The organism is Ornithinicoccus hortensis, assembly GCF_006716185.1.
GTDB lineage: Bacteria > Actinomycetota > Actinomycetes > Actinomycetales > Dermatophilaceae > Ornithinicoccus > Ornithinicoccus hortensis.
Map to the genome: position 1 here is coordinate 3,098,352 of NZ_VFOP01000001.1, position 26,547 is coordinate 3,124,898.

The window sequence follows — 26,547 nt, forward strand, 5'->3', positions numbered from 1 at the left end:
GGGGGTGGGGGGTCAGAGCCAGCCGGAGCGGCGGAAGGCGCGGTAGAGGACGACGCAGACCAGCACCATGAAGGTGATCACCATCGGGTAGCCGAGGGCCCAGTGCAGCTCGGGCATGGTGTCGAAGTTCATCCCGTAGATGCCGGCCACCATCGTCGGGACGGCGGCCATCGCCACCCAGGCGGAGATCTTGCGCATGTCGGCGTTCTGTTGCACCGAGACCTGGGCCAGGTGGGCGTTGAGCACGTCGGTGAGCAGCCGGTCGTATGTCTCGATGTGGTCGGTGACCCGGATCAGGTGGTCGGCGACGTCCCGGAAGCGCAGCTTGAGCTCCGGGGACTGCATCGGGCCGGAGGCCTCGTGCAGCCAGGTGACGGGGCGGACCAGCGGCTGGGCGGCCCGCTTGAACTCCAGCACCTCCCGCTTGAGCCGGTAGATGGTGCCCGAGTCGGTGCCGCCCGCCCCGGCGAAGACCGACTCCTCGATCTGGTCCAGGTCCCGCTGGATCTCCTCGTCGACGGCCAGGTAGGTGTCCACGATCGTGTCCAGGATGGCGTGGAAGACCCCCAGCGGCCCGAACTCCACCATCGGGCCCGGGTCCTCCTCCAGCCGTTTGCGCACCCCGACCAGCTCGGCCGCCTCCCCGCGGCGGACGGTGACCACGAACCGGTCGCCGACGAAGATCATCAGCTCACCGGTCTCGATGTCGGAGGTCTCGTCCACGTACCGGATGGTGCGCAGCGCGGCGAAGATGGTGTGGCCGTAGCGTTCCAGCTTGACCCGTTGGGCGCCGGTGATGGCGTCCTCCACGGCCAACGGGTGCAGCTCGAGTGCGTCCTGGACCTGGTCGAACTCGGCGTCGGTCGGGTCCTTCAACCCGATCCAGATGAAGTCCTGCCCGTCCCGTTGCCGCACCCGGGCCAGCTCCGCCGACAGGTCGGTGCACGGCATCCGCCGCCCCTCGGCATACACCGCCTGGTCGACGATCACGGGTCAGCCCTTCCGGCCCATCACAGGTAGAGGCCGGTGCGGCCGTCCTGCACCCGCTCGGCGGCGACGGCGTGCAGGTCCTTCTCGCGCAACAGGATGTACTCCTTGGTACCGAGCTCGACCTGGGCGGGGTCCTGCGGGTCGAACAGTACGCGGTCCCCCACCTCGACCTGGCGCACGTTCTGTCCGACCGCGACCACGTGCGCCCACGACAGGCGACGGCCGACGCTCGCCGTCGCCGGGATGACGATGCCTCCCCCGGACTTGCGTTCTCCCTGTTGCCCCTCCAGCGATACCAGCACCCGGTCGTGCAACATCCGGATGGGCAGCTTGCCCGGGTCGGTCACCGCGGTGGTCAGCCCCGGTAGAAGGCGCGGCGGGCAGCGCCGAGCAGGATGGCGAGGCCGGCGACGCTCCCCAGCGCCACGGCGAGCCGGTCGAACCGCAGATCACCGTCGGGGGTGAAGGCGGCCTCGTTGACCTTCCCCTTCAGGGCCACCACCTGGCGACGCTTGACCTCGGCCGGGCTGACCCGGAACACGAGTTCGTCGACGGTGCGTGCCAACCGGTCACGGTTGGCGGCCAGCTCCGCCTCGATCTCCTTCATGGAGCGAGTCGCCTTCTTGTCCCCGGCCATGTGGCTCCCTTCCCAACGGTCGATGTCGCAGGTCCTTGCGCTGCCTGAGACGATAACGCAGAACACCCGTCGATCACCCAACGGAGGATGACTATGACCCGTCTCGAGGCCGGCGCCGCCGCCCCCGCCTGGACCCTGCCCGACGCCGAGGGCAACCAGGTGTCCCTGTCCGACTTCGCGGGACGCAAGCTGATCCTGTTCTGCTACCCCGCCGCGATGACCCCCGGGTGCACGACCGAGGCCTGCGACTTCCGGGACAACCTGGGCGTCCTCCAGGCCGCCGGGTATGCCCTGGTCGGCATCTCACCCGACGCGCCGGAGAAGCTGGCCGAGTTCACCGAGAAGGAGTCGCTGACCTACCCCCTGGTCTCCGACGAGGACAAGTCGGTGCTCACCGCCTACGGCGCCTACGGCGAGAAGAGCCTTTACGGCAAGACCGTCGTGGGCGTCATCCGGTCGACCTTCGTGATCGACGAGGAGGGCAAGATCGAGCTGGCCAGGTACAACGTGAAGGCGACCGGCCACGTCGCCTCGCTCGCCAAGGCCCTCGGGGTCGCTGCCTGATGCACCAGGTGACCCTCGGCGACGGGCTCCGGGTCAGCGCGATCGGCTTCGGCGGGATGGCGCTGAGCCGGGTCTACGGCGGCATCGCGCCCGAGGAGGCCCTGGCCACACTGCACGCCGCGGTCGACGCGGGGCTGACCTTCATCGACACCGCCGACGTCTACGGCGAGCGCCCCGAGGGGGCCACCGGACCGGCCGGCACCAACGAAGAGCTGGTCGGGCGGTTGCTGCGGGACCGGCGCGAGGAGGTCCAGCTGGCCACCAAGTTCGGCATCCTGGACGCCGCCGCCGGCCAGACGCGGGGCGATGCCGAGTACGTGCGCTCCGCCTGCGAGGCCAGCCTGCGCCGGCTCAAGATCGACACGATCGACCTGTACTACATGCACCGCCGCGAGCTGTCCCGCCCGATCGAGGAGACCGTGGCGGCGATGGCCGACCTGGTCTCCGAGGGCAAGGTGCGTCACCTGGGGCTGTCCGAGGTCACCGCGGACGAGCTGCGGGCCGCACAGGCCGTCCACCCGATCGCGGCCGTGCAGAGCGAGTGGAGCCTGTGGTCGCGCGACGTGGAGCGCCAGGTGGTGCCGACCGCGGCCGAGCTCGGGGTCGGCTTCGTGCCCTACTCCCCGCTGGGCCGGGGGTTCCTGACCGGCACGCTCACCCGGGAGGACGTCGCCGGGTCGATGCGCGAGGGGCAGGAACGGTTCACCGGTGAGGCCTTCGAGGCCAACCAGCAGGTCGTGGACGTCGCCCGCGGCGTCGCCGACGACCTCGGGGCCACCCCGGCCCAGGTGGCGCTGGCCTGGTTGCTGGCCAAGGGTGTGGAGTTCGGCCTGGGCGTCGCCCCCATCCCGGGGACGCGCAGCAGCGACCGGGTCGTGGAGAACGCAGCTGCGGCGGACCTGCGGCTCACCCCCGAGCAGGTGGCGCGGTTGGACGCGGCCGCCGACCTCGTCGTGGGCGGACGCAACCTGCACGCCGGGCGACCCGAGTGGGTGTCGGCCGGGCGGGAGTGACCGGTCCCGCGGACCCGGATCCGGACGGGTCCGCGGGGACGACATACGATCGCCCCGAAGCGCTCGTGGTGGAATTGGCAGACACGCAGGATTTAGGTTCCTGTGCCTTCGGGTGTGCGGGTTCAAGTCCCGCCGAGCGCACCCCATTGCGGGTGTCCTCGCGACCCCAAATTTCCCAGAAGGTTCAACTAGACACACCCTCCCGTCATGCCACATCATTAGCCATGGAGAGGGCCTGTCCACAGTTGTCGCACACACCTGTGTGGCGACGCCCGCTCCCTTGGACGAGGGCAACGACCCGGTTGACCACTCCAGGTTGCTCCACCTCCACACCCACCCGCGGTCTCCCGGACCCCATGCCTGGCGACCGCTCGCACAAAAGGAACACCATATGCGCCGCATTGCTACGACCATCCTCGCTGCCGCCCTCGCCGTCACCGGCCTCGTCGCCACGACGGCCCCCGCCAACGCCACCACGTTCGGCACCACGGTGGTGACCTGGGAAGGCAAGTAAGCCTTCTGCTGAGACCAGCCGCAGCCCCCGCCCCGGTCATCCGGGGCGGGGGCTGTCGTATGCCGTGAGCCCCGATTCCGCACCCCGGGGATGAGACCACCTTGAGAGGTCGATGAGACTTCGCTCAGAAACCCCCTTCTGGTTTGAGAACGACGTTTTCGCAGGTCATCATGGGTGCATGAAGCGTTCACGAATTGCCACGGGATCCCTTGCCGGTCTGCTCGCCCTGACGCTCGCCGGCTGTGGGGACAACTCCGACGAGACCACCGCGGGCGTGAGCGCCCCGGCCAGTTCCGACGCCGCCGAGGGTGAGGCCACCCCCGCCGACGAGGGTGCCGACACCACCACTCCGGACGACGGGGCCGACGACGCGGCCACCAGCAGCGATGCCGCCGCAGAGACCGGTGGCGACGACGCCTCCGCCACGACCGAGGCCGCGGCGGGCGGGGCCACCGACGCCGAGGAGCAGCTCGCCCGGCTGGAGGCCGTGATCGCGGTCGCCGAGGGCGAGGCCGGAGGCACCGCCTACGAGATCGACGACCAGGACGACGACGGCTCCTGGGAGGTCGACGTCGCGGTCGGCGACCGGAGCATCGAGGTCACGGTGAGTGCCGACGGCCAGGTCGTCGAGACCGAGGAGGACGACCTGGACGAGGACGACCGGGACGCCCTCGCGGCCGCCACGATCACCATCGTCGATGCCGCTGCCGCCGGACTGGACGAGGTCGACGGCACCCTGGACGACATCGAGCTGGACGAGGAGGACGGCACCTTCGCCTGGGAGGTGACGATCGACACCGCGGACGATGACGACGTCGAGGTCTACGTCGACGTCACCACCGGCGAGGTCATCCGGGTGGACCGCGACTGATCCAGCTCCGCCGATCCTCCGGACAGGCAGCCGCCCGGTCGGCCGCTGTGGCTGGCCGTCAGTCGCTGTGGTCTCCGGGGCGTAGTACCTTGATGTCGAGATACCACGGTTGGTCGCCACGAGGAGAAGGCATGCGCCTGCACCACGTCCAGGTCTCGATCCCCGCGGGCGGCGAGGACGCCGCTCGGTCCTTCTACGGGGGCGTCCTCGGGTTGGCCGAGGTCCCGAAACCGGAGCGGCTGGCTGCCCGCGGCGGCGTCTGGTTCCGTCAGGAGGGACTCGAGTTGCACCTGGGCGTCGAAGAGCCGTTCTCCCCCGCCGGCAAGGCACACCCGGCCTTCGCGGTGGCGGACGTAGCCGCCCTGGCGGCTGCGGTCGAGGCGGCCGGATACCCGGTCACGTGGGACGACAACATTCCCGGCGTGCTCCGCTTCCACACCCGAGACGGGCACGGCAACCGGGTCGAGCTGCAGCAGGAAACCACGGCCTGACCTGCGATGTCCCCGATACGAGGACAGGTCGGTGAGGACCTCCCCGCCAGCGGTTACCCGTGGGCCGGACCGGTCCGCAGTGGTGTGATCCGGCCCGGCGGGCTCGTCCCCGGGGGCCTGTCGGCCGCGGCCACCACCGGCCGCACGCCGGTCGTGGCCGTGGGGTCCAACGCCTCCCCCGAGGTCCTGCGCCGCAAACTGGCGGACCACCTGAGCCCCGGCATACCGATCGCACCTGCGGTGGTGGATGACCTCATGGTCGGTCACTCCGCGCACGTCAGCGCGCGCGGCTACGTCGCCGCCGCGCCCGGGCGGGTCGAGGGCGCCAGCGCCCCGGTCGCCGTCTGCTGGTTCGACGAGGAACAACTGGCCGCGCTGGACGCCACCGAGCCGAACTACCGCCGGATCGTCCTGCCCGGCGGTATGCCGTGCCGGCTGCCCGCGCCCGCCGCTACCGGGGGCGCGGCCCCGGACCCCGCCGACCGGGTGGACGGGGCGCAGGTCTACGACTCGGTCCACGGGGTGTTGGGCGAGGACGGCCGGGTGCTGCCGCTACGGGACCAGGCAGGGGTGCTGGCCTGGCTGGCCGAGCGGCTGCCGCCCGGCACCGTCCCGCAGGACCACGCGGCGCTGGCCGACGCGCGGTGTCGGGAAGCGGTCCGGGAGCAGATCGCCCTCCTCGGGCTCCGGGTGAGGCCCGCCCTGTGACCCGTCGCCGTCCCCGGCGGCCGGGCCCGACTAGGGTCGGCCCATGGAGCATGCGCAGCGCCGGGTCGGTTGGAACCGGGAGAGTTTCGAGGAGGCCGTGCGCCAGGCCGAGAAGTCGATCGGCGAGGGCGGCGTGCCGATCGGTTCGGCCCTCGACCTCGGCGGGACCCTGGTGGCCTCCGGCCACAATCTACGGGTGCAGGAGGGCGACCCGACCGCGCACGGCGAGATCAGCTGCCTGCGCAACGCCGGGCGGCAGCGCTCCTACCGGGACGCGGTGCTCTACACCACCCTCGCCCCGTGCGCGATGTGCACCGGGGCGATCCTGCTGTTCGGCATCCCGCTGGTGGTCGCCGGGGAGGACCGCACCTTCCCCGGTGAGACCGACCTGCTGCGCGAGCGGGGCGTGGAGGTCGTGGTGCTCGACGACCCGCGGTGCGTCGACCTCATGGAGCGCTTCCAGCGCGAGCACCCCGCCGTGTGGGCCGAGGATATCGGCAAGGTCTGACCAGGCCGAGGCGCTCCGACCGCCCCGGGGACACAGCCGGGTCAGACGACCCGGACACCCTCGCTGGCGACGGCCGGGCGCAACAGCTTCCACTCCCGGCCCCACGTCTTCACCTCGGCGGCGATTGTGTCGACCACGGCTCGGCGGGTGAGCACGAGCACGGTCGGGCCGGCGCCGGAGACCACGGCGGCGTGGCCCTGGGCGCGGAGCAGGTCGACGGCCGCCATCGACGTGGGGTAGGCCTCGCGGCGGTACTCCTGGTGCAGCCAGTCCTGCGTCGCGTCCAGCAGGAAGGTCGGGTCGGTGGTCAGCGCGTGGATCAGCAGGGCCGAGCGGCTCGCCTGCCGGGCGGCGTCGGCGTGCGCGATGTGCGGCGGCAGGACGGCCCGGGCGGTCCGGGTCGACAGCTTGCTGCCCACCGGCACGACGACCAGTGGTGCGACGTCCTCGTGCACCGTGAGCCGGGCCGTCCGCACCGCCTGCGGCGAGGGCATCCAGGAGACGGTCAGCCCGCCGTAGACGCTGGCCGAGGAGTTGTCCGGGTGACCCTCGAGGATGCCGGCGTGGGTGTTGACCAGGGCACGGTCCTCGCTGGTCAGCTCCCCCTGCCGGGCCAGCGCGAAGCCGAGGGCGAACCCGCCGACCCCGGCGGCCGCGGACGACCCGAGACCGGCCGACATCGGGATCTCGCAGCCGTAGGTCAGGTGCAGCCCCAGGCCGCGCTGCCGCAGCTCCTCCAGCCAGCCCAGCCCGCAGGCCTCCATCGCGGTCCGCAGGGCACGCGCCAGCAGCGAGCTGTCATCGCGCGGCAACCGTTGGGCGCCCTGCCCCTGGAGGTCCACCACCAGGCCGGGCTCGGAGGTGACGCGCACGGCATACGTGTCCCGCAGGTCCAGGCCCAGCCCGACCGAGTCGTAGCCCGGGCCGAGGTTGGCGCTGCTGGCGGGGACGGTGACAGTGACCGCGTCCGCCGCGGCGAGTTCCACCACGGGGCCGGTCACTCGGCCAGGCCCAGCGCGCGGGCGGCGGTCACCGCGTCGACCGGCACCCGGGTCGGTTCGACGTCGGACCCGTCGGCGTTCTTCAGCGCCCACTGCGGGTCCTTGAGGCCGTGCCCGGTCACGGTGCAGACGATGGTCGCGCCGCCCGGCACCTGCCCGGCGTCCGACGCCTTGAGCAGGCCGGCGACCGAGGCGGCCGAGGCCGGCTCCACGAAGACCCCCTCCCGGGAGGACAGCAGCCGGTGGGCGGCCAGGATCTCCTCGTCGGTGACGCTGTCGATCAGCCCGCCGGACTCGTCCCGGGCCGCCTCGGCGAACTCCCAGCTGGCGGGGTTGCCGATCCGGATCGCGGTGGCGATGGTCTCCGGCTCGTCTACCGGGTGCCCCAGCACGATCGGCGCCGCCCCGGCGGCCTGGAAGCCCCACATCCGGGGGCGCCGGGTGGCCGGTCCGGGCTGCTCGGCATCGCTCGTGTACTGCCGGTAACCGCGCCAGTAGGCCGTGATGTTGCCGGCGTTGCCCACGGGCAGGCAGTGGATGTCGGGGGCGTCGCCGAGCGCGTCGACCACCTCGAAGGCCGCCGTCTTCTGCCCCTCGATCCGGGCCGGGTTCACCGAGTTCACCAACTCGACCGGGTAGGCCTCGGACAGCTTGCGGGCCAGCGTCAGGCAATCGTCGAAGTTGCCGTCCACCTGCAACAACGTGGCACCGTGCGCGATCGCCTGGGACAGCTTGCCCATCGCGATCTTGCCGTCGGGCACCAGCACGCCACAGGTCATACCCGCCTTGGTCGCGTAGGCGGCGGCCGAGGCGCTGGTGTTGCCGGTCGAGGCGCAGATCACCGCCCTGGCCCCGGCCGCGGCGGCGGCCGAGATCGCGGTCGTCATGCCCCGGTCCTTGAACGACCCGGTCGGGTTGAGCCCCTCGTACTTCAGGTGCACCTGCGCCCCGACCAGCTCGGACAGGTGCTCGGCCGGGATCAGCGGCGTGCCGCCCTCGCGCAGCGTGACGACCGTCCCGCGGGTGTTCTCCGGGAGCCGCTCGGCGTACTCGGCGATGACGCCGCGCCACTGGTGTGCCATGGATGGGACCTTTCCGTATGCCGGGGGCAGGGGCGGGAGCGCCCGCTCGCCCGCCCGTGAGACTACAAGGCCCGCCCGGTGGCAGCGCGGGTGGACGCCCGCGCACCTCAGGCGTCGATCGTCGTCCGCTCCTTGCGCGCCGTGCGACGCCGCAGCAGCGACCCGATGAGCGGCGCGGAGATCGCCAGGAGGGCGACCACCATCAGCGTCCCGGACAGCGGCCGCTGGAAGACGATGAACAGGTTCCCATCGCCCATCGCCGAGGTCTGCACCAGGGCCCGCTCCAGCAACGGCCCGAGGACCAGCCCGAGGACCAGCGGGGCCGCCGGGAAGTTGAACCGCTTCATGAAGTAGCCCAGCAGGCCGGCCACGAAGACCACCCACATGGTGAAGGTGTTGTTGCCCAGCGCGAAGGCGCCGACCATGCTGACGAAGATCACCATCGGGTAGAGGTAGCTGTACGGGATCCGCAGGATCTGGGCGAAGACCGGCGCCAGCGGCAGGTTGAGCGCCAGCAGGATCAGGTTGCCGAAGAAGAAGGAGACCAGCAGGCCCCAGACGAGGTCCGGCTGCTGCTCGAAGAGCAGCGGCCCGGGCTGCAGGCCGAAGATCACGAAGGCCCCCAGCAGGATTGCCGTCGTGCCGCTGCCCGGGATGCCCAGCGCCAGGGTGGGGATGAAGCTGGCGTTCGCGGCCGCGTTGTTGGCCGCCTCGGGCCCGGCCACGCCCTCCGGCGCGCCCTTGCCGATCTCGTCCTTGTGCTTGCTGACCTGCTTCTCCACGCCGTAGGACATGAAGGTCGCCAGGGTCGCCCCGGCGCCCGGCAGGACGCCGACCAGGAAGCCCAGGCCGGTGCCGCGCAGCGCCGGGGCGGCGGACCGCCGCAGCTCCTTGCGGGTCACCAGCAGGTCCCGGAAGCCGGCCTTGATCGGGGCCTCGCCACCGCGCCGGATCTGGTGCAGCACCTCGCCGATGGCGAAGATCCCGATCATCACCGCCACGAAGGACAGGCCGCCGAGCAGGTTGATGCTGCCGAAGGTGAACCGGGCGGTGGAGAACCCGGCGGCGACCCCGACCATCGAGATGAGCAGGCCGACCGCGGCCATCGTGATGCCGCGGAGCACGTTCTCCCCGGCGAAGGACACGATGGTGGCCAGGCCCAGCATGATGATCGCCAGGTTCTCCGGTGGCCCGAAGTTGAGCGCCCAGTCCGCGATCGGCTGGGCCAGCGCCATCAGACCGATCAGCGACAGGATCGCCGCGACGAAGGAGGACAGGGCGGAGATGGCCAGCGCGGCCCCGGCTCTGCCCTTGCGGGCCATCTGGTAGCCGTCGAGGGTGAGCACCACGCTGGAGGAGTCACCGGGTGTGGAGATCAGGATGGAGCTGGTGGAGGCACCGTACTGGCTGCCGTAGTAGATCCCAGCCAGCATGATCAGCGCGGTGACCGGCTCCAGGGTGAGCGTGACCGGGAGCAGGATCGCCACACCGGTCGCCGAGCCCAGGCCGGGCATGACGCCGATCACGGTCCCGAGGACCACGCCGAGGAGGCAGAAGAGCAGGTTCTCCGGCGTGACGGCCGTCTCGAAGCCGAGTTGCAGGTTGTCGAGCATGGTCGATCCCCTCAGATGATGCCGAGCATGCCCGTGGGCAGCGGCACGCGCAGCCCCTGGACAAACACGAGGTAGAAGAAGGCGAGCGCCCCCAGCGTCGCCAGGAGCGAGGTGAGCCAGGGCCGGCGCTCGACGAAGATCAGGAGCGCCAGGGTCATCGCGCTCAGCGAGATCAGCAGACCGAGCACGGGGATCAGCAGGAGCGCGGCCAGGATGAGCGCGAAGATCTTCACCATCGCCGTGCTCCGCTGCCGCTGGGTGCGGCCGAAGGTGTCCAGCTCCTCACCCGCGGCAGCCTCCGGGGCCTCGGCGCCGGAGTACACCTCCTCGATGGCCGCCCTGGCCTCCTCCTCGACGTTCTCCACGGTCTCCATGAAGGAGCCCTCGATCGGGGAGGAACTGGCGAAGAACATCCGGATCAGCTCCAGGACGGCCGCCACCACGATGAAGCCGCCGGTCAGCACGGGCAGGAAGCCCGGGCCGACCTGGCCACCCTCCACGGTGAAGCCGTAGCCCAGGCCCATCACCACCGCGACGGCGCCGACCACGCCCAGGATGACCGTGCCGACGACGTCGGAGGTCTCCGGCCTGGGCCGGGTCGCCTGGTGCTCCGTCTCCTGTGCCGTCACCTCACTGGTCCTCGAGGATCGAGCCGACCGTCTCGTCGTTCTCCGCGAGGACGGCGGTGAAGTCGTCGCCGTATGCCGTGTTCGGCTGCATCATGTTGTCCTCGATGTAGCTGGTGTAGGCCTCGGACTCCTCGAACTCCTGCCCGATGCCGATCCAGTAGTCGCGCTCCGCGTCGGTGATCCCGCCGGGGGCCAGGACCCCACGGAACTGGGCCACGGCGATCCCCTCGATGCCCTGCTCGGCGGCGGTCTCCACGTCGGCGAGCAGGTCGTAGTCGTAGCGCTCCTCGCTGGCGGCGCACAGCGGACGGACGTCGCCCGACTCGATCTGACCGGCGACCTCACCGGGGTTGGTCGAGATGACCTCGACCTGACCGCCGAGCAGCGCGGTCAGCAGCTCGGCCCCGGACTCGAACGGCACGCGGTCGAGCTCGACGCCGGTCTCGTTCTCCAGCAGCGAGAAGACCAGGTTGTCCAGGCCGGTGGCCCCGGAGATGCCGATCACGGTGCGCTCGCTCTCGGCCTTCTCGACCAGGTCGGCGCAGGTCTGCAGCGGGGAGTCGTCCTTGACCACGAGCAGGGTGAAGTCCTGCCCGAGCATCATGATCGGGGTGAAGTCCTCGTAGGTGTACTCCACGTCCTGGGTGATCGGCACCGCGATCAGCGCGGTCTCGGTGGCCAGCAGGACGTTGGGGTTGCCATTCTCCCCGAGGAAGTTGGAGTAGCCGACGGCGCTCGAGCCGCCCTCGATGTTCTCGACCGTGATGGTGACGCCCGATGCGTCCTCGAAGCCGGCGGCCGTGGCCCGCCCGGCGATGTCGCTGCCGCCGCCGGCGGCGAACGGCACGATCATCCGCACGTTGCCCGTGGGCTCGAAGTCGCCGTCCTCGCCACCGCCGCCACCACCTCCGCCGGCGTTGGTGTTGCCGCAAGCGCTGAGCACCAGCGCGGAGCCGGCGAGCGCGACGAGGTAGGCCTTGCCGTGGGCCCGGGTGTGGTTGGTCATTGCTATCTCCCTTGATAGGTCGGGTCGTGGGTGGTGATCAGGGGTCGGTGGGGGGCGCCGCGGGGTCCTGCGCGGCGTACTGCTTCTTCAGGGACTCCAGCCAGCGCCTGGACTGCAGGGTCGCGCCGTCGAGGCGGTCGACCACGTCGAGCAGGAAGGTCTGGTGGCCGTGCTGCTCCATCTCGCGCAGCACCTCCGCCCGGCTGCCGGTCTCGATCACCCGCAGGAGCCGGCGGTGCCGCTCGACGTTGCCCTCGAGGTCCTCCAGGCTGCGCCGGGCCTTGTTGTTCATCGCCATGCACAGCTGCAGCTGCATCGCCATCGCCCGGTAGGTGTCCTCCATCCTCCGGTGGCCGGCCAGCCCGACGACGGCGATGTGGAACTCGAACCCGGCCAGCGCCATCGCGCCCTCGTCCCCGGTCGGGACGACGGCCTCCATGTCGCGGATCCGGGCGTGGCAGCGGGCGAGACGCTCCGGCTCCAGCTCCTCGCCGGTGCCGGCCAGGTCCAGGGCCATCCGCTCCAGCTCCACCCGGAGGGTGACGATCTCGTAGACGTCGTGCTGGGTCAGCGGCACGACGCGGGCCCCCCGCCGCGGCACCCGCTCGACGAGTCCGGCCACCTCGAGGCTCTTCAGCGCCTCCCGCACGGGCGGCCGGGAGATCCCCAGCTCGTCGCAGATCCGCTCCTCGACCAGCCGCTCACCGGGCAGGTAGTCCCCCGACAGGATCGCCCGCTCCAGGCGCTCCCGGGCCAGCACCGCCAGGGACGGCGGGGCCACGATCGCGGACGCGGCGTGCATCGTCGCCATGGCGGGCTACCTCCTTGGAACCGCGGCTAGACCAATATCCTGTTTCGTATACAGTGTGCGAGACCCTAACGCAGGCTTCCCCCGCACGCAATGGCGCAGGCGCATACCGAGGAGCAGAAGTGGACGACACCGCAGCCGGGCCGCTGGCCGGCATCACCGTTCTCGAGGTGGGGGTCTTCATGGCCGGCCCGTTCGGGACCATGCAGCTCGCCGACCTCGGCGCCCGGGTGCTGAAGGTCGAGACGCCCGGCAGCGGGGACCAGACCCGCGCCACCGGCCCGCACCTCGAGGGTGAGAGCTCCCCCTTCCTCCGGCTCAACCGCAACAAGGAGTCGCTCGCCCTGGACCTGAAGTCCGCGGCCGGCAAGGCCGCCTTCCTGCGGCTCGCCGAGACCGCCGACGTGCTGGTGGAGAACCTCCGGCCCGGCGCCATGTCCCGGCTCGGGCTCGGCTACGAGGACCTCGCGGCGATCAACCCGCAGCTGATCTACGCCTCCGCCTCCGGCTGGGGCCAGGACGGTCCGCTGAGCAGCCTGCCCGGCCTCGACATCATGGCCCAGGCACGCAGCGGGCTGATGAGCATCACTGGCCACCCCGGCATGCCGCCCGCCAAGGTCGGCGTCCCGATCTGCGACCTGACGGCCGGCCTCTACACCGCGCTGTCGATCACCGCCGCGCTGCACGAGCGGACCCGCTCGGGCCGCGGCCAGCGGATCGACGTCTCGCTGCTGGAGAGCGGTGTCTCGTATGCCGTGTGGGAGGCCGGCGCCTACTTCGCCGACGGCACGGTGGGCGGCCCCAACGGCTCGGCCCACCAGAACCAGGCGCCCTACCAGGCGGTCGTCTCCCGCGACGGCTACGTGACCATCGGCGCCAACACCCCGCGGAACTGGGAGGCGTTCTGCACCGCCCTGGGGCTGGACCACCTGCGGGAGGACCCCCGCTACTCGAGTTCCTGGGAACGGCTGCAGCACAAGGACACCCTGATCCCCGCCATCGAGCAGAGGACCGGGGAGCTGACCACGGCGGAGGTCGTCGAGCTGCTCAACGCCGCCGGGGTGCCGTGCGCCCCGATCAGCGACTACAGCCAGGTATTCACCGACGAGCACCTGCACGCCCGGGAGTTCTTCTGGGACAGCGAGCACGACCGGGCGGGGACGATCGAGCAGATCGGCTCGCCGATGCGGTTCTCCCGCACCCCCACCGTCCGTCGCAGCGCCGGCCCGTCCCTGGGCAGCGACACGCGCCGGGTGCTGGCCGAGGCCGGCCTGACCCCGGAGGAGCTGGACGAGGTCGCCCCCGTCCCCGCCGACGACTGACCAGGACCATCCCCGCACGACCACGACGCCAAGGAGCACGACATGGACGAACTACTGGTGGAGCAGGCCGGCCCGGTCCTGCAGGTGACCTTCAACCGGCCCGACCAGCGCAACGCGATGACCTGGAGCATGTACGAGAAGCTGGTGGCGGCCTGCGAGCTCGCGGACGCCGACGACTCGATCCGGGTCATGGTGCTGCGCGGCGCCGGCGGCAGCGCCTTCGTCGCGGGCACCGACATCGCCCAGTTCAGCACGTTCGACGGGCCCCGGGGCGTGGAGTACGAGCAGCAGATCTCCGACGTGCTGGCCCGCCTGATGGCGGTCGACGTGCCGGTCGTCGCGGCCGTCGAGGGATTCTGCATCGGTGGCGGGCTGGCGCTGGCCACCGCGGCCGACATCCGGGTGTGCACCCCGGACGCCAAGTTCGGCGTGCCCATCGCACGCACCCTGGGCAACTGCCTGTCGCTGGGCTCCATCGACGTCCTCTCCCAGCTGCTGGGCCGCTCCCGGGTCGTCGACCTGCTGCTCACCGCCCGCTTCATGGAGGCCGACGAGGCGCACACCAGCGGCTACGTCACCACCGTCACCGAGGACATGGACGGCACCCTGGAGAAGCTGACCGGCAAACTGACCGGCCACGCACCGCTGACCATGTGGGCCACCAAGGAGGCGGTCCGTCGGCTGGCCGCGGGCAACCGCGAGGACCACGACATCGTGGACCGGGTCTACGGCAGCGCCGACTTCGCCGGCGCGGTCAAGGCCTTCACCGAGAAGCGCAAGCCGGAGTGGACCGGCCGCTGACCAGACTCGCCGGCTACCCGGCCAGCAGGTGCCCGTAGGTCTCCAGCAACCCCTGGACGTAGTCCCGGTTGGTCGCGCAGACCCCGAGGCTGTCCCCGCCGTACTGCTCCATCAGCAGCGGCCCCCGGTATCCGGCGCGCAGCGCCGTCTTCACGACCGACCGGTAGTCGATGACGCCCAGCTCCAGGCTGGTCGGCGCGGTGGTCACCCGGCCGTCGGCCGTCTCGTCCCTGGTGTAGTTCTTCAGGTGCCAGTAGGTGGTGTGCGGCAGCATCAGGGCGTACTCCCGGGCCCAGTCGACCCGGGGCCGGTGCAGCCGCACCAGGTTGCCGACGTCGGGGTTGAGCCCGACGGACGGGACGTCGATGTCGGCGAGCAGCCGGAGGGCGGAGTCGGCGCTGCCCAGGTAGGTGTCCTCGTACATCTCCAGCGCGGTCGTCATCCCGAGGGAGTCCGCGTGCTGGCCAAGTTCGCGCAACCGGCTCACCGCGGTGGCCCACACCTGCGGGTCGTCCGGGTCGCGGGGGCCCGGCTCGAGCCAGAACCAGAGGGCCTCCCGCTGTGCGGGCGTGAACGGCTGGTGCAGTCCGGTCGAGAAGATGCCGATCCCCATCTCCGCGGCCGCGTCGATCGACCGGTGGGCGTAGGCCAGGTTCTCCTCCCCCTTGCCAGGCTCCACGACGCTGCTCCGGGCCACGTGCAGGGCCACCAGGGTGAGGTCCCGCGCGGCGGCCGCCTCCGCGATCTCGCGGCGCTTCCCCGGGTCCAGGTCGGCCGGCCGCAGGTGGCTGTCCGCGATCTCCAGGGCCGTGAACCCGAGCGCCCGCACCTCGGCATACACCTCGTCCCACGCCTCCACCCCGGCGTCCTGCAGCGGCGTCCCGTCCTCGGTCCTGGGGTTGATGCCGTGCATGCAGACGGCGATCGGCCCCGGCGGGGCGCTGACTCCTGACATCACTTCTCCTCGGTGCGTGCGTCGTTGGCGGCGCTGACGGATCGTGCTGCCACCTGCTGGATGTGTCGGTGCATGGCGGCGCTCGTCGCCTCCGGGTCTCCGCTGCGGGCCGCGTCCCGGACGGCCTCGTGCTCGCGCAGGGCGTCCACGACGTCGGTCTCGGTGCTGAGCACCGCCTGCCGGAGCCGGTGCGTCAGGGCGCCGAGGGAGGTCGACATCTGCTCCAGGTAGCGGTTGCCCGCGAACTCGAAGAAGACGGCGTGGAAGGCGTAGTCGCGGGTGAAGTACTCGTGCGCCGCCGTCACGTCCGGCCCGTGCTCGGTCATCGCCTCCATCAGGCGCTCCCCTGCGACCCGGTGCGCCTCGTGGGCCTGGTCCAGCCGCCCCAACAGGTCCGGGAGCGTCCCCTCGCGGCGCATCGCCATCGTGGTGGCGGTGGTCTCCAGCATCAGCCGCGCGACGAACAGCTCGGTCAGCTGCTCGGCGCCCAGCGGCGGCGCCACCCGGTAGCCGCGCAGCGCCTCCCGGGTCACCAGGCCGGTGCGCTCCAGCTGCACCAGCGCCTCGCGCACCGGGGTGGGCGAGACGGACAGCTCGCGGGCGACGGTGTCGATGGACAGGCGCCCGCCCGGCTCGACCTCGCCGCGGAGCAGCTGCTCCAGGATCCGGTCGTAGACCTCGTCGCGCAGGCCCCGTCGCTCGATCGGGTCCCGCCTGGCCGCGGTGCCGTTGCGGGAGTCACTCACCGGGCCCTCCTTCTGCGGCGATGATCTGCGCCGCCTCGTCCAGCACGTCGCGCACGGCCCGGGGGTCGTGCGCCTTCCGGCCCAGGAACAGGCCGTCCACGTCGGGGGCGACCTCGGTGAGTAGCCCCGGCCCCGCGCTCCCCCCGTAGACGACCCGGCCGGTCTCGACCACGCCGGCCGCGCCTTCCTCCCCGGGAGTCCGGAGGAGGTCGCGCAGTGCCCGGCAGACTACCCGGATGTGTGCCGCGGAGGCGGGGTTCGCGGCACCGATGGCCCACACCGGCTCGTAGGCCAGGACCACCTCGCCTGACAGTCCCTCCTCGCGGGCCTGCCGGAGCGCGGCGACGGTCTGGGCGCGGCAGGACTCGACCGCCTGCTCCGCCGGTCCCTCGTCCCGCTCCCCGATGCAGATCAGCGGCACCAGCCCGTGCCGGAGCGCGGCCGCGACCTTGGCCGCCACCACCTCGTCGGTCTCGCCGTGGTCGCGCCGTCGCTCGGCGTGCCCCACGGCGACCAGGGCGCACCCGACCTCGGCGAGCTCGGCGGCGGTGACCTCACCGGTGTGCGGGCCCGCCTCGTGCGCCGAGACGTCCTGGGCGCCGACCGCCAGCGGGGCGTCCCCGACGGCGGCCAGCGCGGCGGGGACCGCCAGGTGGGTGGGCAGCACGAAGGTCCGGACCTGGCCGGTGCGCACCGTCTCGTGGTCGCGGCAGATCTGCGCGACGTCGGTGGCCCATGCCACGGCCCGCTGCTGGGTGAGGTAGGTCTTGTGGCTGGTGCCGATCAGGAAGCGGGGACGACTCATCTGCACTCGTAGGCGACGATCTCGGCGACCTTCTCCTGCGAGGCGCTGGTCGGGTCGAACCGGTAGCCGAGCCACTCGCGCAGCAGCCGCCGCGCCAGCTCCAGGCCGACGACGCGCTGGCCCATGCAGAGCACCTGGCAGTCGTTGGACAGGATGGAGCGCTCCACGCTGTAGGAGTCGTGGGCGGTGACCGCCCGGATGCCGGACACCTTGTTGGCCGCGATCGCCACCCCGAGGCCGGTCCCGCAGATCAGGACCGCACGGTCGGCCTCGCCGGCGACGACCTTCTCGGCGGCGGCCACGGCCACGCTCGGGTAGTGGGCACCGCCGGAGGCGTCCACCCCGACGTCGATGACCTCGGAGACGCGCTCGTCCGCGAGCAGGTCCTGCTTCAGGGCTTCCTTGTAGGTCAGGCCCGCGTCGTCGGACCCGACGACCACCCGTAGCTGGTCGGTGCCGGTGTGCTCACTCATCAGTGATCTCCTGTTCGGATCGGGACGCGGGGTCCGTGCTGTCGGTCAGTCGGTCAAGGACCGTCCGGGCGACCATGCCGAACGACACCGCGCCCGGGTCGGGGGTGCCCAGGCTCTTGTCGCCGTGGCTGCGGGAGCGGCCCTTGCGGGCGGTCAGGTCGGCGGTCGCCGCCGCGGCGGCCTCGGCGGCCCCGGTCGCTTCCGCTGCGGCGGTCGACAGGTCGCCCCCGTAGCCCAGCGCCCGCTGCAGCGTCTCCGCCAGCGGGACCAGGGCGTCCACCAGGGTCTTGTCCCCGGGCTCGGCCTTACCGAAGGCGCGGACCGCGTCGCTGGCGCGCGTGACGGCCTCGCCGACCCGGGCCGCGTCCGGGGCCTCCTCGTCACCGAGCTGCTCACCGATGGTGCGCAGGATCACCCCCCAGATGGCGCCCGAGGTGCCGCCACCGGCGTCCGCCCAGGCGTCGCCGGCGCGGACCAGCACTGTGCCGGCGCCCGCCCCCAACTCGGCCGCGCGCGCACCGGCCTCGGCCGCTGCCCGGCTGCCCCGCTGCATACCGAGTCCGTGGTCGCCGTCACCGGCGACCCGGTCGAGCTCCCCGAGCCGCCCCGCCGAGGCATCCAAGGTGGCCGCCACCGCCGTCAGGGCACCGGTCACCATCGGCACCGCGGCGAGCGACCCCTCGCCCGCCGGGGGCACCGCGGCCTCGTCCGGCGCACTCGGCACCGTGGGATCCGTCGTCAGGTCGCCGGCGTCCTCGACGCGCAGGGCGTCGACCTGGCCACGGCGGTATGCCGGCGTGTCGGCCGGCGCGAGCCACAGCCGCTCCAGCTCCTCGTCCAACCACAGCAGGGTGAGCGAGGCGCCGGCCATGTCGAAGCTGGTGCAGAACTCCCCCACGTCCGGCTGCACGATGGTGAGCCCCGCCTCCTCCAGCCGCGCGTGGACCGAGCGGTAGACGACGAAGAGCTCCTCGTACTTCACGGTGCCCAGGCCGTTCAGGATCGGGACGACGCGGGCACCCTCGCGCGTGACGCCCTCGGGCACCTCCCCGAGCAGGTGCTCGACGAACAGCTCGGCCAGCCCGTCCGCGGTCGGCAGGTCCGTCTCCTCGATACCCGGCTCGCCGTGGATCCCCAGGCCCACCGCCATCCGCCCCGCGGGGACCTCGAACAGCGGCTCGTCCGCCCCCGGGAAGGTGCAGCCGGAGAAGGCCACCCCCATGCTCCGGGTCCGGTCGTTGGCGAGCCTGGCCACGCGCTCCACCTCGTCCAGCGAGGCTCCCTCCTCGGCCGCGGCACCGGCGACCTTGAAGACCACCAGGTCCCCGGCGATCCCCCGCCGCTCGTGCCGGCGCTCCGCCGGGGCGCTGAAGATGTCGTCGGTGACCGTCACGGTCCGCACGTCGGCGCCCTCGGCCCGGAGCCGTTCCTGCGCCTGGTCGAAGTTGAGCACGTCGCCGGCATAATTGCCGTAGCTGAACAGCACCCCCCGCCCCCGGTCGGCGGCCCGCGCCACATCATACGCCTGGTGCGCGGACGGCGAGGCGAACAGGTTGCCCATCACCGCACCGTGGGCCAGGCCTGGCCCGACCAGGCCGGCGAACGCCGGGTAGTGGCCCGAGCCGCCACCCACCACGAGAGCCACCGTCGGCTCGACCGACCTGGTCGACCGCACGACCCCGCCGGGCACCTGACGCACCCACCGGCCCGCCGCCGCGGCGAAGCCCTCCACCATCTCCGCCGCAAAGGCGTCCGGCTCGTTGAACAGTCGCGTCACTGGCTCACTCCGTCGTGGGTGCGGTACGGCATACTCTCACTCCAGTAATCCTATAGGATATTTGCGCGCGGGGATTCTCCCGCGAGCGCCGGGTCCAGCCGGTAGGTCCGGATCACCGTCCCGGCAAAGGCGTCGAACTGTTCCATGGCACTCCACTCCCGTGAGATCTCCAGGAACCCTCCCATGATGTCCGCGTAGCTTCCGCACAACGAATCCACCGGGAAGTTCGAGGCGAACATGATCCGGTCGACCCCGAAGGCATCCGCCAGTGTCTCAACAATGCGCCGGTTCCGGGCCACCGTCCAGGCCTCGCCGGGCAGACCGATGCCCGAGACCTTCATCAGGACGTTGGGCATCTCGGCAACCCGGCGGACGTTCGCCTCCCACGCCTGCAGCATCGCCTCGCTCCGGTCGGCGGGTAGGCCGGCGTGGTTGACGATGATCACCTGATCCGGATACCGCGTGGCGAGGTCGACTGCTTCCGGAAAGTGCCACCAGGCAACCTGCAGCTCGAAGTGCAGGTCGTAGCGGGCCAGCAGTGCGTAGCCCCTGCGCCAGTCGGGATCCAGCAACAGGGACGGGGACGTCGCCGCCGCCTCCGGCGAGGGCGCCTGCCCTGGCTTGTTGCGGACCGACCGGACCAGTGGCCACCCCGCGAGCTGCTCGAGGACCTCCTCGACCCGGGGATCCCGGAGCACGGCATGAGCGACCGCCGCGTTGGGCAGGCGGTACCGGTCAGCCAGGTCTGCGACGTACCGCATCTCACCGATCGGATCGTCCAGCTCCCACTCGGTCTCCATGTAGACGCTGCCCACCAGGTTCAACCCCGCCGCGTCGCGCCTCAGGTCGGGTGGCAGATAGCTGCGCTTGATCGCCTCGTAGGAGCCGTAGCGGAATGGGATCTGCGCCTCGGGTCGCAACCAGGGCTGACGACCGAGGTGGGGCTCCCAGAAGTGATGGTGCGCGTCGATGACCGGCCCGGTGTACCTACCCATGGTCCACCGTCTCACTCTCGAGCGACGCGGCGTTCCGCTCCCGGGTGGTCTTCCTGGCCCGGATCACCGACACCACGATGGACAGCACGGAGAGCAGACCGAGGGTCAGGGTCACCGGCTCGAGCATCCAGGTGTAGCTCCCTTCGGCCAGGATCGTCGCGCGTCGGAAGCCGGTCTCCGCGATCGGGCCGACCAGCAGACCGATCACCAGGGGGGTCGTCGGGACCCCGTTGCGGTCGAAGGCGTAGCCCAGCATCCCGGCACCGATCATGACCACGACATCGAACAGGGAGTTGCGGATCGAGTACGCACCGATGACACAGATCGCCACGATGGCCGGCCAGAGCAGCCCCGCCGGGATCCGCAGCACCTGGCTCCAGACCCGGATGCCGAGCAAGCCGACCACGAGCAGCAGGACCGCGACCAGGATGAACCCCCACAGGATGCCGTAGACCAGGTCTACCTCGCCCTCGAACAACTGGGGCCCGGGGCGCAGTCCGTGCACGGTGAGGGCACCGATCATGATCGCCGCCACCGAGTTGCCCGGGATGCCCAGGGTCAAGGTGGGGGCGAGCGTCCCGGGGACCGCCGCATTGTGCGCCGTCTCAGCGGCGCACAACCCGACCGGGTTCCCCTTGCCGAAGGACTTCCGGACCTTCGCCCAACGACGCGACTCGTTGTAGGACACGAAGGAGGCGACCTCTCCACCGGTCCCGGGGAGGACCCCGATCGCGTAGCCGATTCCGGTACCGCTGGCCCAGGTGGGGAGCAGCCGGCGGATCGTGCCCTTCGGCAGCTTGAAACTGCCCGCACCCTGCTGGGCGCCCCCGTGGTAGCGGAAGCGACGCTCGAACTGGAGTGAGCAAGGTGGGAAGGGGTGGGGGGCCGGCCGGGTCCGCCGGCGCGGTCGTCAGCCGGTCACCGGCTCAGGCCTTCGGTGAAGAGGTCGTATGCGGTCTGGTCGACTCCCGCGACGTCCTCGGGGGCGAGCAGGGTGCCCGCGGGCACGTCTCGGGCCAGCCGGGTCCGGTCCAGCAGGTAGAACGGGAGGACCCCGGGGGCGTTCGGCACGATGGCCGTGGTCACGCCCTCGATCTCGTGGTAGTGCCCGGCCACCTGCAACTCGGTGCCGGCGGACAGGTCGCGGACGGTGCGGCCGGCCAGCAGCACGGTCGACCGCGGGGCCGGGGCGGGGGCGCGGTCCACCGCGGCGTGCACCGTCAGGGGGGTCTCCACCCCCATGTAGTGGTAGGGCCAGTAGATGCAGGCGTACCGCCCGTCGGCGCTGACCACGTGCCCCTTGTCCCGCATCAGTTCCCAGGTCACCGGGTCGCCGGTGCGGACCACGGCGAACACGCCTCCGGCGAAGCTGGCCTCGCCGGGCAGCCGCAGCGAGGTGCACACGTCGACGACCCCGTCGTGCTCGATCAGGCCCCCGTGGTCGCGGAGGGCGTAGACGTCGGCCAGCTCGTCGATCCGCACGACCGGGTAGCGCAGCTCCTCGACGTCGGCCCCCAGGCCGGTCCGCTGCGCCACCACGGTCATCTCGCAGGAATCGGCGGCGGCGGCGCGCTTGAGCGCAGCCACCTGCTCCGCGCGGGCGGCGATCGTGCCGGCGACGTCGTCGCCCAGCGTGACCAGGCCGGCGAAGTCAGGGGCAGGGATGGTCTCCTCCGCCTGGGTGATAGTGCCCGCCTCGGGGTCGTAGAACAGCTCGTACTCCCCCGCCTTGCCGACCGCCACCACGTCCAGGCCAACCGCGCTGACCCAGGCCAGCAGGCGGAGCAGGTTGGCCGGCTGGTCGCCGTCGGCCGGCAGGTAGCTGAGGCCGGCCGACGCGGCCCGGGCGAACAGCGCCGGGCCGGCCACCGTGTCCACCTCCTTGCTGACCATCACCACGTGCGCGCCGTGCCCGATCGCGCCGGCGGCGTAGGCGCACCCGGGCCCCACCTTCCCGGAGGCCTCGACCAGCACGTCGAGCCGGTCCCAGGGCAGCGCGTCCTGGTCCCGGACCAGCGCGGTCCGGCCCTCGGCGACCAGCCGGTCCGCCTCCTCGGCGGTGTCGCCGACGCCCACCCGGTCGGCCGCGAAGCCGAGGTCGGTCAGCATCGCCCGGACGCCCTCCACGTCCGGGTCCACCAGGACGGCCGGACGGATCTCCGGGGTGGCCGCCAGCTGGGCGACGAGGGTTCGGCCGTACTGGCCGTTCGCCCCCGTCAGGGCGAGACAGATGGGGGTCCGGTCCCGCTCGGGGCTGGGTAGGAGAGCCAAGATTCCTCACTTCGACGGGGGGCCGTTTGCGCACGGTGGCCGCGCGCACAGGTGATGCGCTTCGTCATCTTTCCTATAGGATCTAACATTGTCAAGGATTGTCACGGATCTTCACACAGGGCACACTGAGGGCGCAGGACCGGAGCCACGACGACCGAGGAGGAACGGGTGCTGGGAGCGATTGCGGACGACTTCACCGGCGCGACCGACCTGGCCACCATGCTGCGCCGGTCGGGACACCGGGTCGCCGTCGTCAACGGTGCGGTGGACCCGTCCAACCTCGACCCCGGTGAGCTGGACGCCGTCGTGGTGGCCCTGAAGTCGCGCACGGCACCCGTCGACGTCGCCGTGGACCAGACCAGGGACGCCGTCGAGCTGCTGCGCGGGCTGGGGGCGAGCCGGTTCTACGTCAAGTACTGCTCCACCTTCGACTCCACCCCGCAGGGCAACATCGGCCCGATGCTCGACGCGGCGCGCGAGGCCGTGGGGGCGACCCGCTCCGTGGTGGTGCCCTCGCTGCCGGCCAACGGCCGCACCGTATACCTGGGTCACCTGTTCGTGGGGTCCGAGCTGCTGGAGCACTCCCCCATGCGGCACCACCCGCTCACCCCGATGACCGCCTCCCGGGTCGCCGACCTCCTCGCCCCGCAGACGCCGGAGCCGGTCACCGAGGTCCGGCTCGACCGGGTGCGGCAGGGTGTGCCGCAGCTGCGGAGCGCGCTGGAGGAGACACCGGGGACGTATGTCGTGGTGGACGCGATCGATGACGACGACCTGGCGACGATCGGGCTGGCGACGGCCGACGACGTCCTGGTCTCCGGCGGGTCCGGGCTCGCCCTGGGCATCAGCGGTCCAGGTGGGAGCAGAGCCAGTTGGTCCGCTCCCCCGGCGAAGCGCCGCGTGGTGCTCTGCGGCAGCGTGTCGGCCCGCAGCCTGGAGCAGATCGCGCACGCCGCCCGGTCCCAACCGGTGTTCACCATCGACGTCCCGGCCGCCGCCCGCGACACCGGGGCCGCCGTCGACCAGGTGGTCGCCTGGGTGCGCGACCAGGCCGAGGACTCCGCCCCCGTCGTATGCGCCGCGCGCCGGCGGGAGGAGGTGGTCGCCTCGGCCGGGGCCGGGTTCGACCCCGGGCAGGTGGTCGAGTCGGTGCTCTCCACGACCGCCCGGCGCCTCGTCGAGGAGGGCACCAGCGGCGCACTCGTCGTGGCCGGCGGGGAGACCAGTGGCGCGGTCGTCGGCGCCCTCGGCGCGAGCACCCTGCTGATCGGTCCGGAGATCGCCCCCGGTGTGTGCTGGTCGCTGGTCGAGGTCAGCGGCGAGACCGTCGCACTGGCGCTCAAGAGCGGCAACTTCGGCAACGAGGACCTGTTCACCGCGGCCTGGGACGCCCTGCGATGACCGCCTCGAGCACTCCCGCGCAGGAACTGATCCGGACCGGCCGCGAGCTGGTGGATCTGGGCCTGAGCCCCGGCGCGTCAGGCAATGTCTCCGTGCGCGACGGCGACCGGGTGCTGCTCTCCGGCACCGGCACCAGGCTCGGCCGGTTGACCGAGGAAGACCTGGCCCTGACCTCCTTGGACGGCGAGCACCTCGGGGGTGCCCGTGCCTCCAAGGAGACGCCGCTGCACCTGGGCTTCTACCGCCGCGACGAGCGGTTCCGCGCGGTGATCCACCTGCACTCCCCCTGGGCCGCGGCCTTCTCCTGCACCGCGCCGTGGGCCGGACACAGCGCCGTCCCGCCGCTGACCCCATACTTCGTGATGCGGGTGGGACAGACCCCCCTGCTGCCCTACCGCCCCCCGGGCGACCCCGCCCTCGGCACCGACCTGGAGCAGGCGGCCGGACCCTTCCGGGCCGCCCTGCTGGCCAACCACGGACCCGTGGTGGCCGGCGCCGACCTGGCCGAGGCGCTGGAGCGGTGCATCGAGGTCGAGGAGGCCTGCCGGATCGCCCTGCTCACGGCGACCGCCGACCGCCGCACACTGTCCGACGCGCAGGTCACTGAGCTGGCCACGACCTGGGGCAGCCCCTGGACCCCGGCCCCGGACGGCGGGTAGGTACCGGCATGGGCAGCGCACACGTCATACCGGAGCAGCGGCAGCACCAGATCCTGGAGCTGCTGCACCACGAGCCGGTCCTGAGCTACCACCAGCTCGCCGAGACCCTCGGCGTCAGCCACATGACCGTGCGGCGGGACGCCGCGGCGCTGGCCGAGCTCGGCCGGGTCCGGCTCACCCAGGGCGGCGTCGCGGCCGCGCACAGCATGGGCGCCGAACCGCCGCGCCGGGACAAGGCCACCGTCAACACCGACGCCAAGGAGGCCATCTCCCGGGCGGCGGCGGAGCTGGTGGAGGACTCCATGGCGATCTACCTCGACGCCGGCACCACCATCTCGGCGATGGTTCCCCTGCTCGGCAGCCGGCGGGACCTCACCGTCGTCACCAACGACCTCAGCACGGCCACCGCCCTCCTCGGCCACCCCGGGATGGACCTCATCATGGTGGGCGGCCGGGTCGATCAGCCGAACCACTCGACCGTCGGCCGGCTGGCAGCCCAGACCCTGGCCGAACTCTCCCTCGACGTCGCCTTCCTGTCGTGCAGCTCGTGGGACGCCGGGCACGGCGTCACGACGCCGGTCGAGGCCAAGATCGACCCCAAGCGCACCGCCATCGCCTCGGCGAGCCGGAGCGTGCTGATGGCCGACAGCGCCAAGTTCGGCAGCTTCGCCCGGCACCGGGTGCTGCGCCTGACCGACGTCGACCGGATCATCACCGACGACGGACTCGATCCGTCCGACGCGGAGCGGGTCGCCGCCCTCGGTGTCGACCTGGTGCGAGCCACCGTCCCCCGCCCCCGACCATCCCGACCCCGACTCTCCCGACCCTGACCATCCCGACCCTGACCACCGACCACCCGCTGCCCACCACCCCGTCCCCTCAGGAGGAACCCATGACCACCACCCAGGCCCCCCGGATCGCGCTGACCTTCGGCGACTTCTCCGGCATCGGCCCCGAGCTCGCCGTGCGGCTGCTCGCCGACCCGGAGACGCTCGCCCAGGCGCAGATCTCGGCGCTGGTGTCGGCCGATGAGCTGCAGCAGGCCGCCGACGCGGCCGGGGTCACGGTCCCCGTCGGCGAGCAGCCCGGCGTCGGGCACGTGCACCTCGTCGGCTCCCGCCTGCAGGACGTGGCGGTGCCCTCCAAGGAGGTGTCGGTGGCGGCCGGACGGCGCGTGATGAGCGACCTGGAGCAGGCCCTCGCGATGTTCGGGGAGGGCTCCGTCGACTCGATCATGTTCCTGCCGCTGAACAAGTCCGCCCTGCACGACGCCGGGATGCACGAGGAGGACGAGCTGCGCTGGTTCGCCAAGCAGCTGGACTTCGGCGGGTTCACCAGCGAGCTGAACTTCGCCCCGGGACTGACCACCGCCCGGGTGACCTCGCACATCGCCCTGTCGGAGGTGTCCCGCAACATCAGCGCCCGCGGCGTGCGCGACGCGACCAAGCTGCTGCACCAGGTCATCCAGGGCACCGGTGTCGAGACGCCGCGGATCGCCGTGGCCGCGCTGAACCCGCACGCGGGCGAGAACGGCCAGTTCGGCCGCGAGGAGATCGACCACATCGCCCCGGGTGTGGAGCTGGCCCGCGAGGTCGACGGGATCGAGGTGAGCGGCCCGTTCCCCTGCGACACGGTCTTCATCAGGGCCAAGCGCGGCGACTTCGACGGCGTCGTGACGATGTACCACGACCAGGGCCAGATCGCGATGAAGCTGATGGGCTTCGACCAGGGCGTCACCGTCCAGGGCGGCCTGCCGGTGCCCATCGCCACCCCGGCCCACGGCACGGCATACGAGATCGTCGGGCAGAACAAGGCGCTGATGGGCCCGACCCAGCGCGCCTTCGAGATCGCGGTCGGCCTCGGCCGGCAGACCGCGCAGCGGCGCGCCGCCTGACCGTCATCCCCTC

30 protein-coding genes and 1 tRNA gene are annotated in these 26,547 nt (G+C 71.9%); 14 read left to right on the forward strand and 17 right to left on the reverse strand.

The window, feature by feature from the left end; all coding sequences use genetic code 11:
• Positions 1 to 12 precede the first annotated feature (12 nt).
• From corA to FB467_RS14510, 3 genes are read right to left on the reverse strand one after another with little or no spacing between them, the layout of a single operon-like run.
• A complete protein-coding gene (gene corA / locus FB467_RS14500; RefSeq protein WP_141785727.1) occupies positions 13 to 990 on the reverse strand; it encodes a magnesium/cobalt transporter CorA in 978 nt (325 codons plus the stop codon).
• A gap of 20 nt (positions 991 to 1,010) precedes the next feature.
• Positions 1,011 to 1,307: a GroES family chaperonin gene (locus tag FB467_RS14505; protein ID WP_141786695.1), complete on the reverse strand. Its 297-nt coding sequence runs from the start codon at positions 1,305 to 1,307 to the stop codon at positions 1,011 to 1,013.
• Between the two features lie 38 nt (positions 1,308 to 1,345).
• Positions 1,346 to 1,597, reverse strand: a complete 252-nt coding sequence (locus FB467_RS14510; RefSeq protein WP_244932745.1) for a DUF3618 domain-containing protein — start codon at positions 1,595 to 1,597, stop codon at positions 1,346 to 1,348.
• Between the two features lie 123 nt (positions 1,598 to 1,720).
• Between FB467_RS14510 and bcp the strand changes: the two genes are divergently transcribed.
• The 8 genes from bcp to FB467_RS14545 all read left to right on the forward strand — a co-directional run bounded on the left by bcp (position 1,721) and on the right by FB467_RS14545 (position 6,296).
• Positions 1,721 to 2,191 (forward strand): thioredoxin-dependent thiol peroxidase, encoded by a 471-nt coding sequence (gene bcp / locus FB467_RS14515; protein ID WP_141785729.1) that lies wholly within the window; start codon positions 1,721 to 1,723, stop codon positions 2,189 to 2,191.
• Entirely contained in the window at positions 2,191 to 3,204 is a 1,014-nt protein-coding gene (locus tag FB467_RS14520; RefSeq protein ID WP_194288307.1) for an aldo/keto reductase, read from the forward strand. The genes bcp and FB467_RS14520 overlap by 1 nt, the downstream gene beginning before the upstream one ends.
• A 59-nt stretch (positions 3,205 to 3,263) precedes the next feature.
• A tRNA-Leu gene (locus FB467_RS14525) sits at positions 3,264 to 3,345 on the forward strand.
• Between the two features lie 250 nt (positions 3,346 to 3,595).
• Positions 3,596 to 3,718 carry a hypothetical protein gene (locus tag FB467_RS19380; protein WP_267128607.1) on the forward strand — a complete coding sequence of 41 codons (123 nt, stop codon included), beginning with the start codon at positions 3,596 to 3,598 and terminating at the stop codon, positions 3,716 to 3,718.
• A 178-nt stretch (positions 3,719 to 3,896) separates the two neighbouring features.
• A complete protein-coding gene (locus FB467_RS14530; protein WP_141785730.1) occupies positions 3,897 to 4,589 on the forward strand; it encodes a PepSY domain-containing protein in 693 nt (230 codons plus the stop codon).
• A 131-nt stretch (positions 4,590 to 4,720) separates the two neighbouring features.
• Positions 4,721 to 5,080 carry a VOC family protein gene (locus tag FB467_RS14535; RefSeq protein ID WP_141785731.1) on the forward strand — a complete coding sequence of 120 codons (360 nt, stop codon included), beginning with the start codon at positions 4,721 to 4,723 and terminating at the stop codon, positions 5,078 to 5,080.
• A 6-nt stretch (positions 5,081 to 5,086) separates the two neighbouring features.
• Positions 5,087 to 5,788, forward strand: a complete 702-nt coding sequence (locus tag FB467_RS14540; protein ID WP_141785732.1) for a hypothetical protein — start codon at positions 5,087 to 5,089, stop codon at positions 5,786 to 5,788.
• Between the two features lie 43 nt (positions 5,789 to 5,831).
• A complete protein-coding gene (locus FB467_RS14545; protein WP_141785733.1) occupies positions 5,832 to 6,296 on the forward strand; it encodes a nucleoside deaminase in 465 nt (154 codons plus the stop codon).
• 41 nt (positions 6,297 to 6,337) lie between these two features.
• Here FB467_RS14545 and FB467_RS14550 read toward each other — a convergent pair whose 3' ends face one another.
• The 6 genes from FB467_RS14550 to FB467_RS14575 all read right to left on the reverse strand — a co-directional run bounded on the left by FB467_RS14550 (position 6,338) and on the right by FB467_RS14575 (position 12,438).
• Positions 6,338 to 7,297 (reverse strand): homoserine kinase, encoded by a 960-nt coding sequence (locus tag FB467_RS14550; protein ID WP_228393126.1) that lies wholly within the window; start codon positions 7,295 to 7,297, stop codon positions 6,338 to 6,340.
• Positions 7,294 to 8,379, reverse strand: coding sequence for a threonine synthase (gene thrC, locus FB467_RS14555; protein WP_141785734.1), 1,086 nt, complete (start codon positions 8,377 to 8,379; stop codon positions 7,294 to 7,296). Before thrC ends, FB467_RS14550 begins: the two co-directional genes overlap by 4 nt.
• A gap of 107 nt (positions 8,380 to 8,486) precedes the next feature.
• Positions 8,487 to 9,992: a tripartite tricarboxylate transporter permease gene (locus tag FB467_RS14560; protein WP_141785735.1), complete on the reverse strand. Its 1,506-nt coding sequence runs from the start codon at positions 9,990 to 9,992 to the stop codon at positions 8,487 to 8,489.
• A gap of 11 nt (positions 9,993 to 10,003) precedes the next feature.
• Positions 10,004 to 10,621, reverse strand: coding sequence for a tripartite tricarboxylate transporter TctB family protein (locus tag FB467_RS14565; RefSeq protein WP_141785736.1), 618 nt, complete (start codon positions 10,619 to 10,621; stop codon positions 10,004 to 10,006).
• A gap of 1 nt (position 10,622) precedes the next feature.
• Positions 10,623 to 11,627: a tripartite tricarboxylate transporter substrate binding protein gene (locus FB467_RS14570; RefSeq protein WP_141785737.1), complete on the reverse strand. Its 1,005-nt coding sequence runs from the start codon at positions 11,625 to 11,627 to the stop codon at positions 10,623 to 10,625.
• A gap of 37 nt (positions 11,628 to 11,664) precedes the next feature.
• The gene (locus FB467_RS14575) at positions 11,665 to 12,438 is read right to left on the reverse strand and encodes a GntR family transcriptional regulator (protein ID WP_141785738.1); all 774 of its coding nucleotides are present in this window, start codon (positions 12,436 to 12,438) and stop codon (positions 11,665 to 11,667) included.
• 119 nt (positions 12,439 to 12,557) lie between these two features.
• Here FB467_RS14575 and FB467_RS14580 point away from each other — a divergent pair, with 119 nt between their 5' ends.
• Positions 12,558 to 13,757: a CaiB/BaiF CoA transferase family protein gene (locus tag FB467_RS14580; protein WP_228393128.1), complete on the forward strand. Its 1,200-nt coding sequence runs from the start codon at positions 12,558 to 12,560 to the stop codon at positions 13,755 to 13,757.
• A gap of 42 nt (positions 13,758 to 13,799) precedes the next feature.
• On the forward strand, positions 13,800 to 14,558 hold the full coding sequence (locus tag FB467_RS14585; RefSeq protein ID WP_141785739.1) for an enoyl-CoA hydratase: 759 nt from the start codon (positions 13,800 to 13,802) through the stop codon (positions 14,556 to 14,558).
• A 13-nt stretch (positions 14,559 to 14,571) separates the two neighbouring features.
• Here FB467_RS14585 and FB467_RS14590 read toward each other — a convergent pair whose 3' ends face one another.
• From FB467_RS14590 to FB467_RS14625, 8 genes are all read right to left on the reverse strand, one after another.
• Complete coding sequence (locus FB467_RS14590; RefSeq protein WP_141785740.1) at positions 14,572 to 15,513, reverse strand: sugar phosphate isomerase/epimerase family protein; 942 nt, start codon at positions 15,511 to 15,513, stop codon at positions 14,572 to 14,574.
• Positions 15,513 to 16,259 carry a GntR family transcriptional regulator gene (locus FB467_RS14595; RefSeq protein ID WP_141785741.1) on the reverse strand — a complete coding sequence of 249 codons (747 nt, stop codon included), beginning with the start codon at positions 16,257 to 16,259 and terminating at the stop codon, positions 15,513 to 15,515. Before FB467_RS14595 ends, FB467_RS14590 begins: the two co-directional genes overlap by 1 nt.
• The gene (locus FB467_RS14600) at positions 16,252 to 17,064 is read right to left on the reverse strand and encodes a triose-phosphate isomerase family protein (RefSeq protein WP_141785742.1); all 813 of its coding nucleotides are present in this window, start codon (positions 17,062 to 17,064) and stop codon (positions 16,252 to 16,254) included. Before FB467_RS14600 ends, FB467_RS14595 begins: the two co-directional genes overlap by 8 nt.
• On the reverse strand, positions 17,061 to 17,537 hold the full coding sequence (locus tag FB467_RS14605; RefSeq protein ID WP_141785743.1) for a ribose-5-phosphate isomerase: 477 nt from the start codon (positions 17,535 to 17,537) through the stop codon (positions 17,061 to 17,063). The genes FB467_RS14600 and FB467_RS14605 overlap by 4 nt, the downstream gene beginning before the upstream one ends.
• Positions 17,530 to 19,314, reverse strand: a complete 1,785-nt coding sequence (locus tag FB467_RS14610; RefSeq protein WP_141785744.1) for a dihydroxyacetone kinase family protein — start codon at positions 19,312 to 19,314, stop codon at positions 17,530 to 17,532. Before FB467_RS14610 ends, FB467_RS14605 begins: the two co-directional genes overlap by 8 nt.
• Positions 19,315 to 19,364: 50 nt before the next feature.
• Positions 19,365 to 20,309, reverse strand: coding sequence for an amidohydrolase family protein (locus tag FB467_RS14615; RefSeq protein ID WP_141785745.1), 945 nt, complete (start codon positions 20,307 to 20,309; stop codon positions 19,365 to 19,367).
• Complete coding sequence (locus FB467_RS14620) at positions 20,302 to 21,105, reverse strand: tripartite tricarboxylate transporter permease (RefSeq protein WP_141785746.1); 804 nt, start codon at positions 21,103 to 21,105, stop codon at positions 20,302 to 20,304. Before FB467_RS14620 ends, FB467_RS14615 begins: the two co-directional genes overlap by 8 nt.
• Positions 21,106 to 21,227: 122 nt before the next feature.
• Positions 21,228 to 22,580: a homoserine dehydrogenase gene (locus tag FB467_RS14625; protein ID WP_141785747.1), complete on the reverse strand. Its 1,353-nt coding sequence runs from the start codon at positions 22,578 to 22,580 to the stop codon at positions 21,228 to 21,230.
• Between the two features lie 168 nt (positions 22,581 to 22,748).
• Here FB467_RS14625 and otnK point away from each other — a divergent pair, with 168 nt between their 5' ends.
• The 4 genes from otnK to FB467_RS14645 all read left to right on the forward strand — a co-directional run bounded on the left by otnK (position 22,749) and on the right by FB467_RS14645 (position 26,534).
• A complete protein-coding gene (gene otnK / locus FB467_RS14630; RefSeq protein WP_141785748.1) occupies positions 22,749 to 23,981 on the forward strand; it encodes a 3-oxo-tetronate kinase in 1,233 nt (410 codons plus the stop codon).
• The gene (locus FB467_RS14635; protein WP_141785749.1) at positions 23,978 to 24,640 is read left to right on the forward strand and encodes a class II aldolase/adducin family protein; all 663 of its coding nucleotides are present in this window, start codon (positions 23,978 to 23,980) and stop codon (positions 24,638 to 24,640) included. The genes otnK and FB467_RS14635 overlap by 4 nt, the downstream gene beginning before the upstream one ends.
• 8 nt (positions 24,641 to 24,648) lie before the next feature.
• The gene (locus FB467_RS14640) at positions 24,649 to 25,470 is read left to right on the forward strand and encodes a DeoR/GlpR family DNA-binding transcription regulator (RefSeq protein WP_141785750.1); all 822 of its coding nucleotides are present in this window, start codon (positions 24,649 to 24,651) and stop codon (positions 25,468 to 25,470) included.
• A 62-nt stretch (positions 25,471 to 25,532) separates the two neighbouring features.
• Positions 25,533 to 26,534 carry a 4-hydroxythreonine-4-phosphate dehydrogenase PdxA gene (locus tag FB467_RS14645; protein WP_141785751.1) on the forward strand — a complete coding sequence of 334 codons (1,002 nt, stop codon included), beginning with the start codon at positions 25,533 to 25,535 and terminating at the stop codon, positions 26,532 to 26,534.
• Positions 26,535 to 26,547 lie beyond the last annotated feature (13 nt).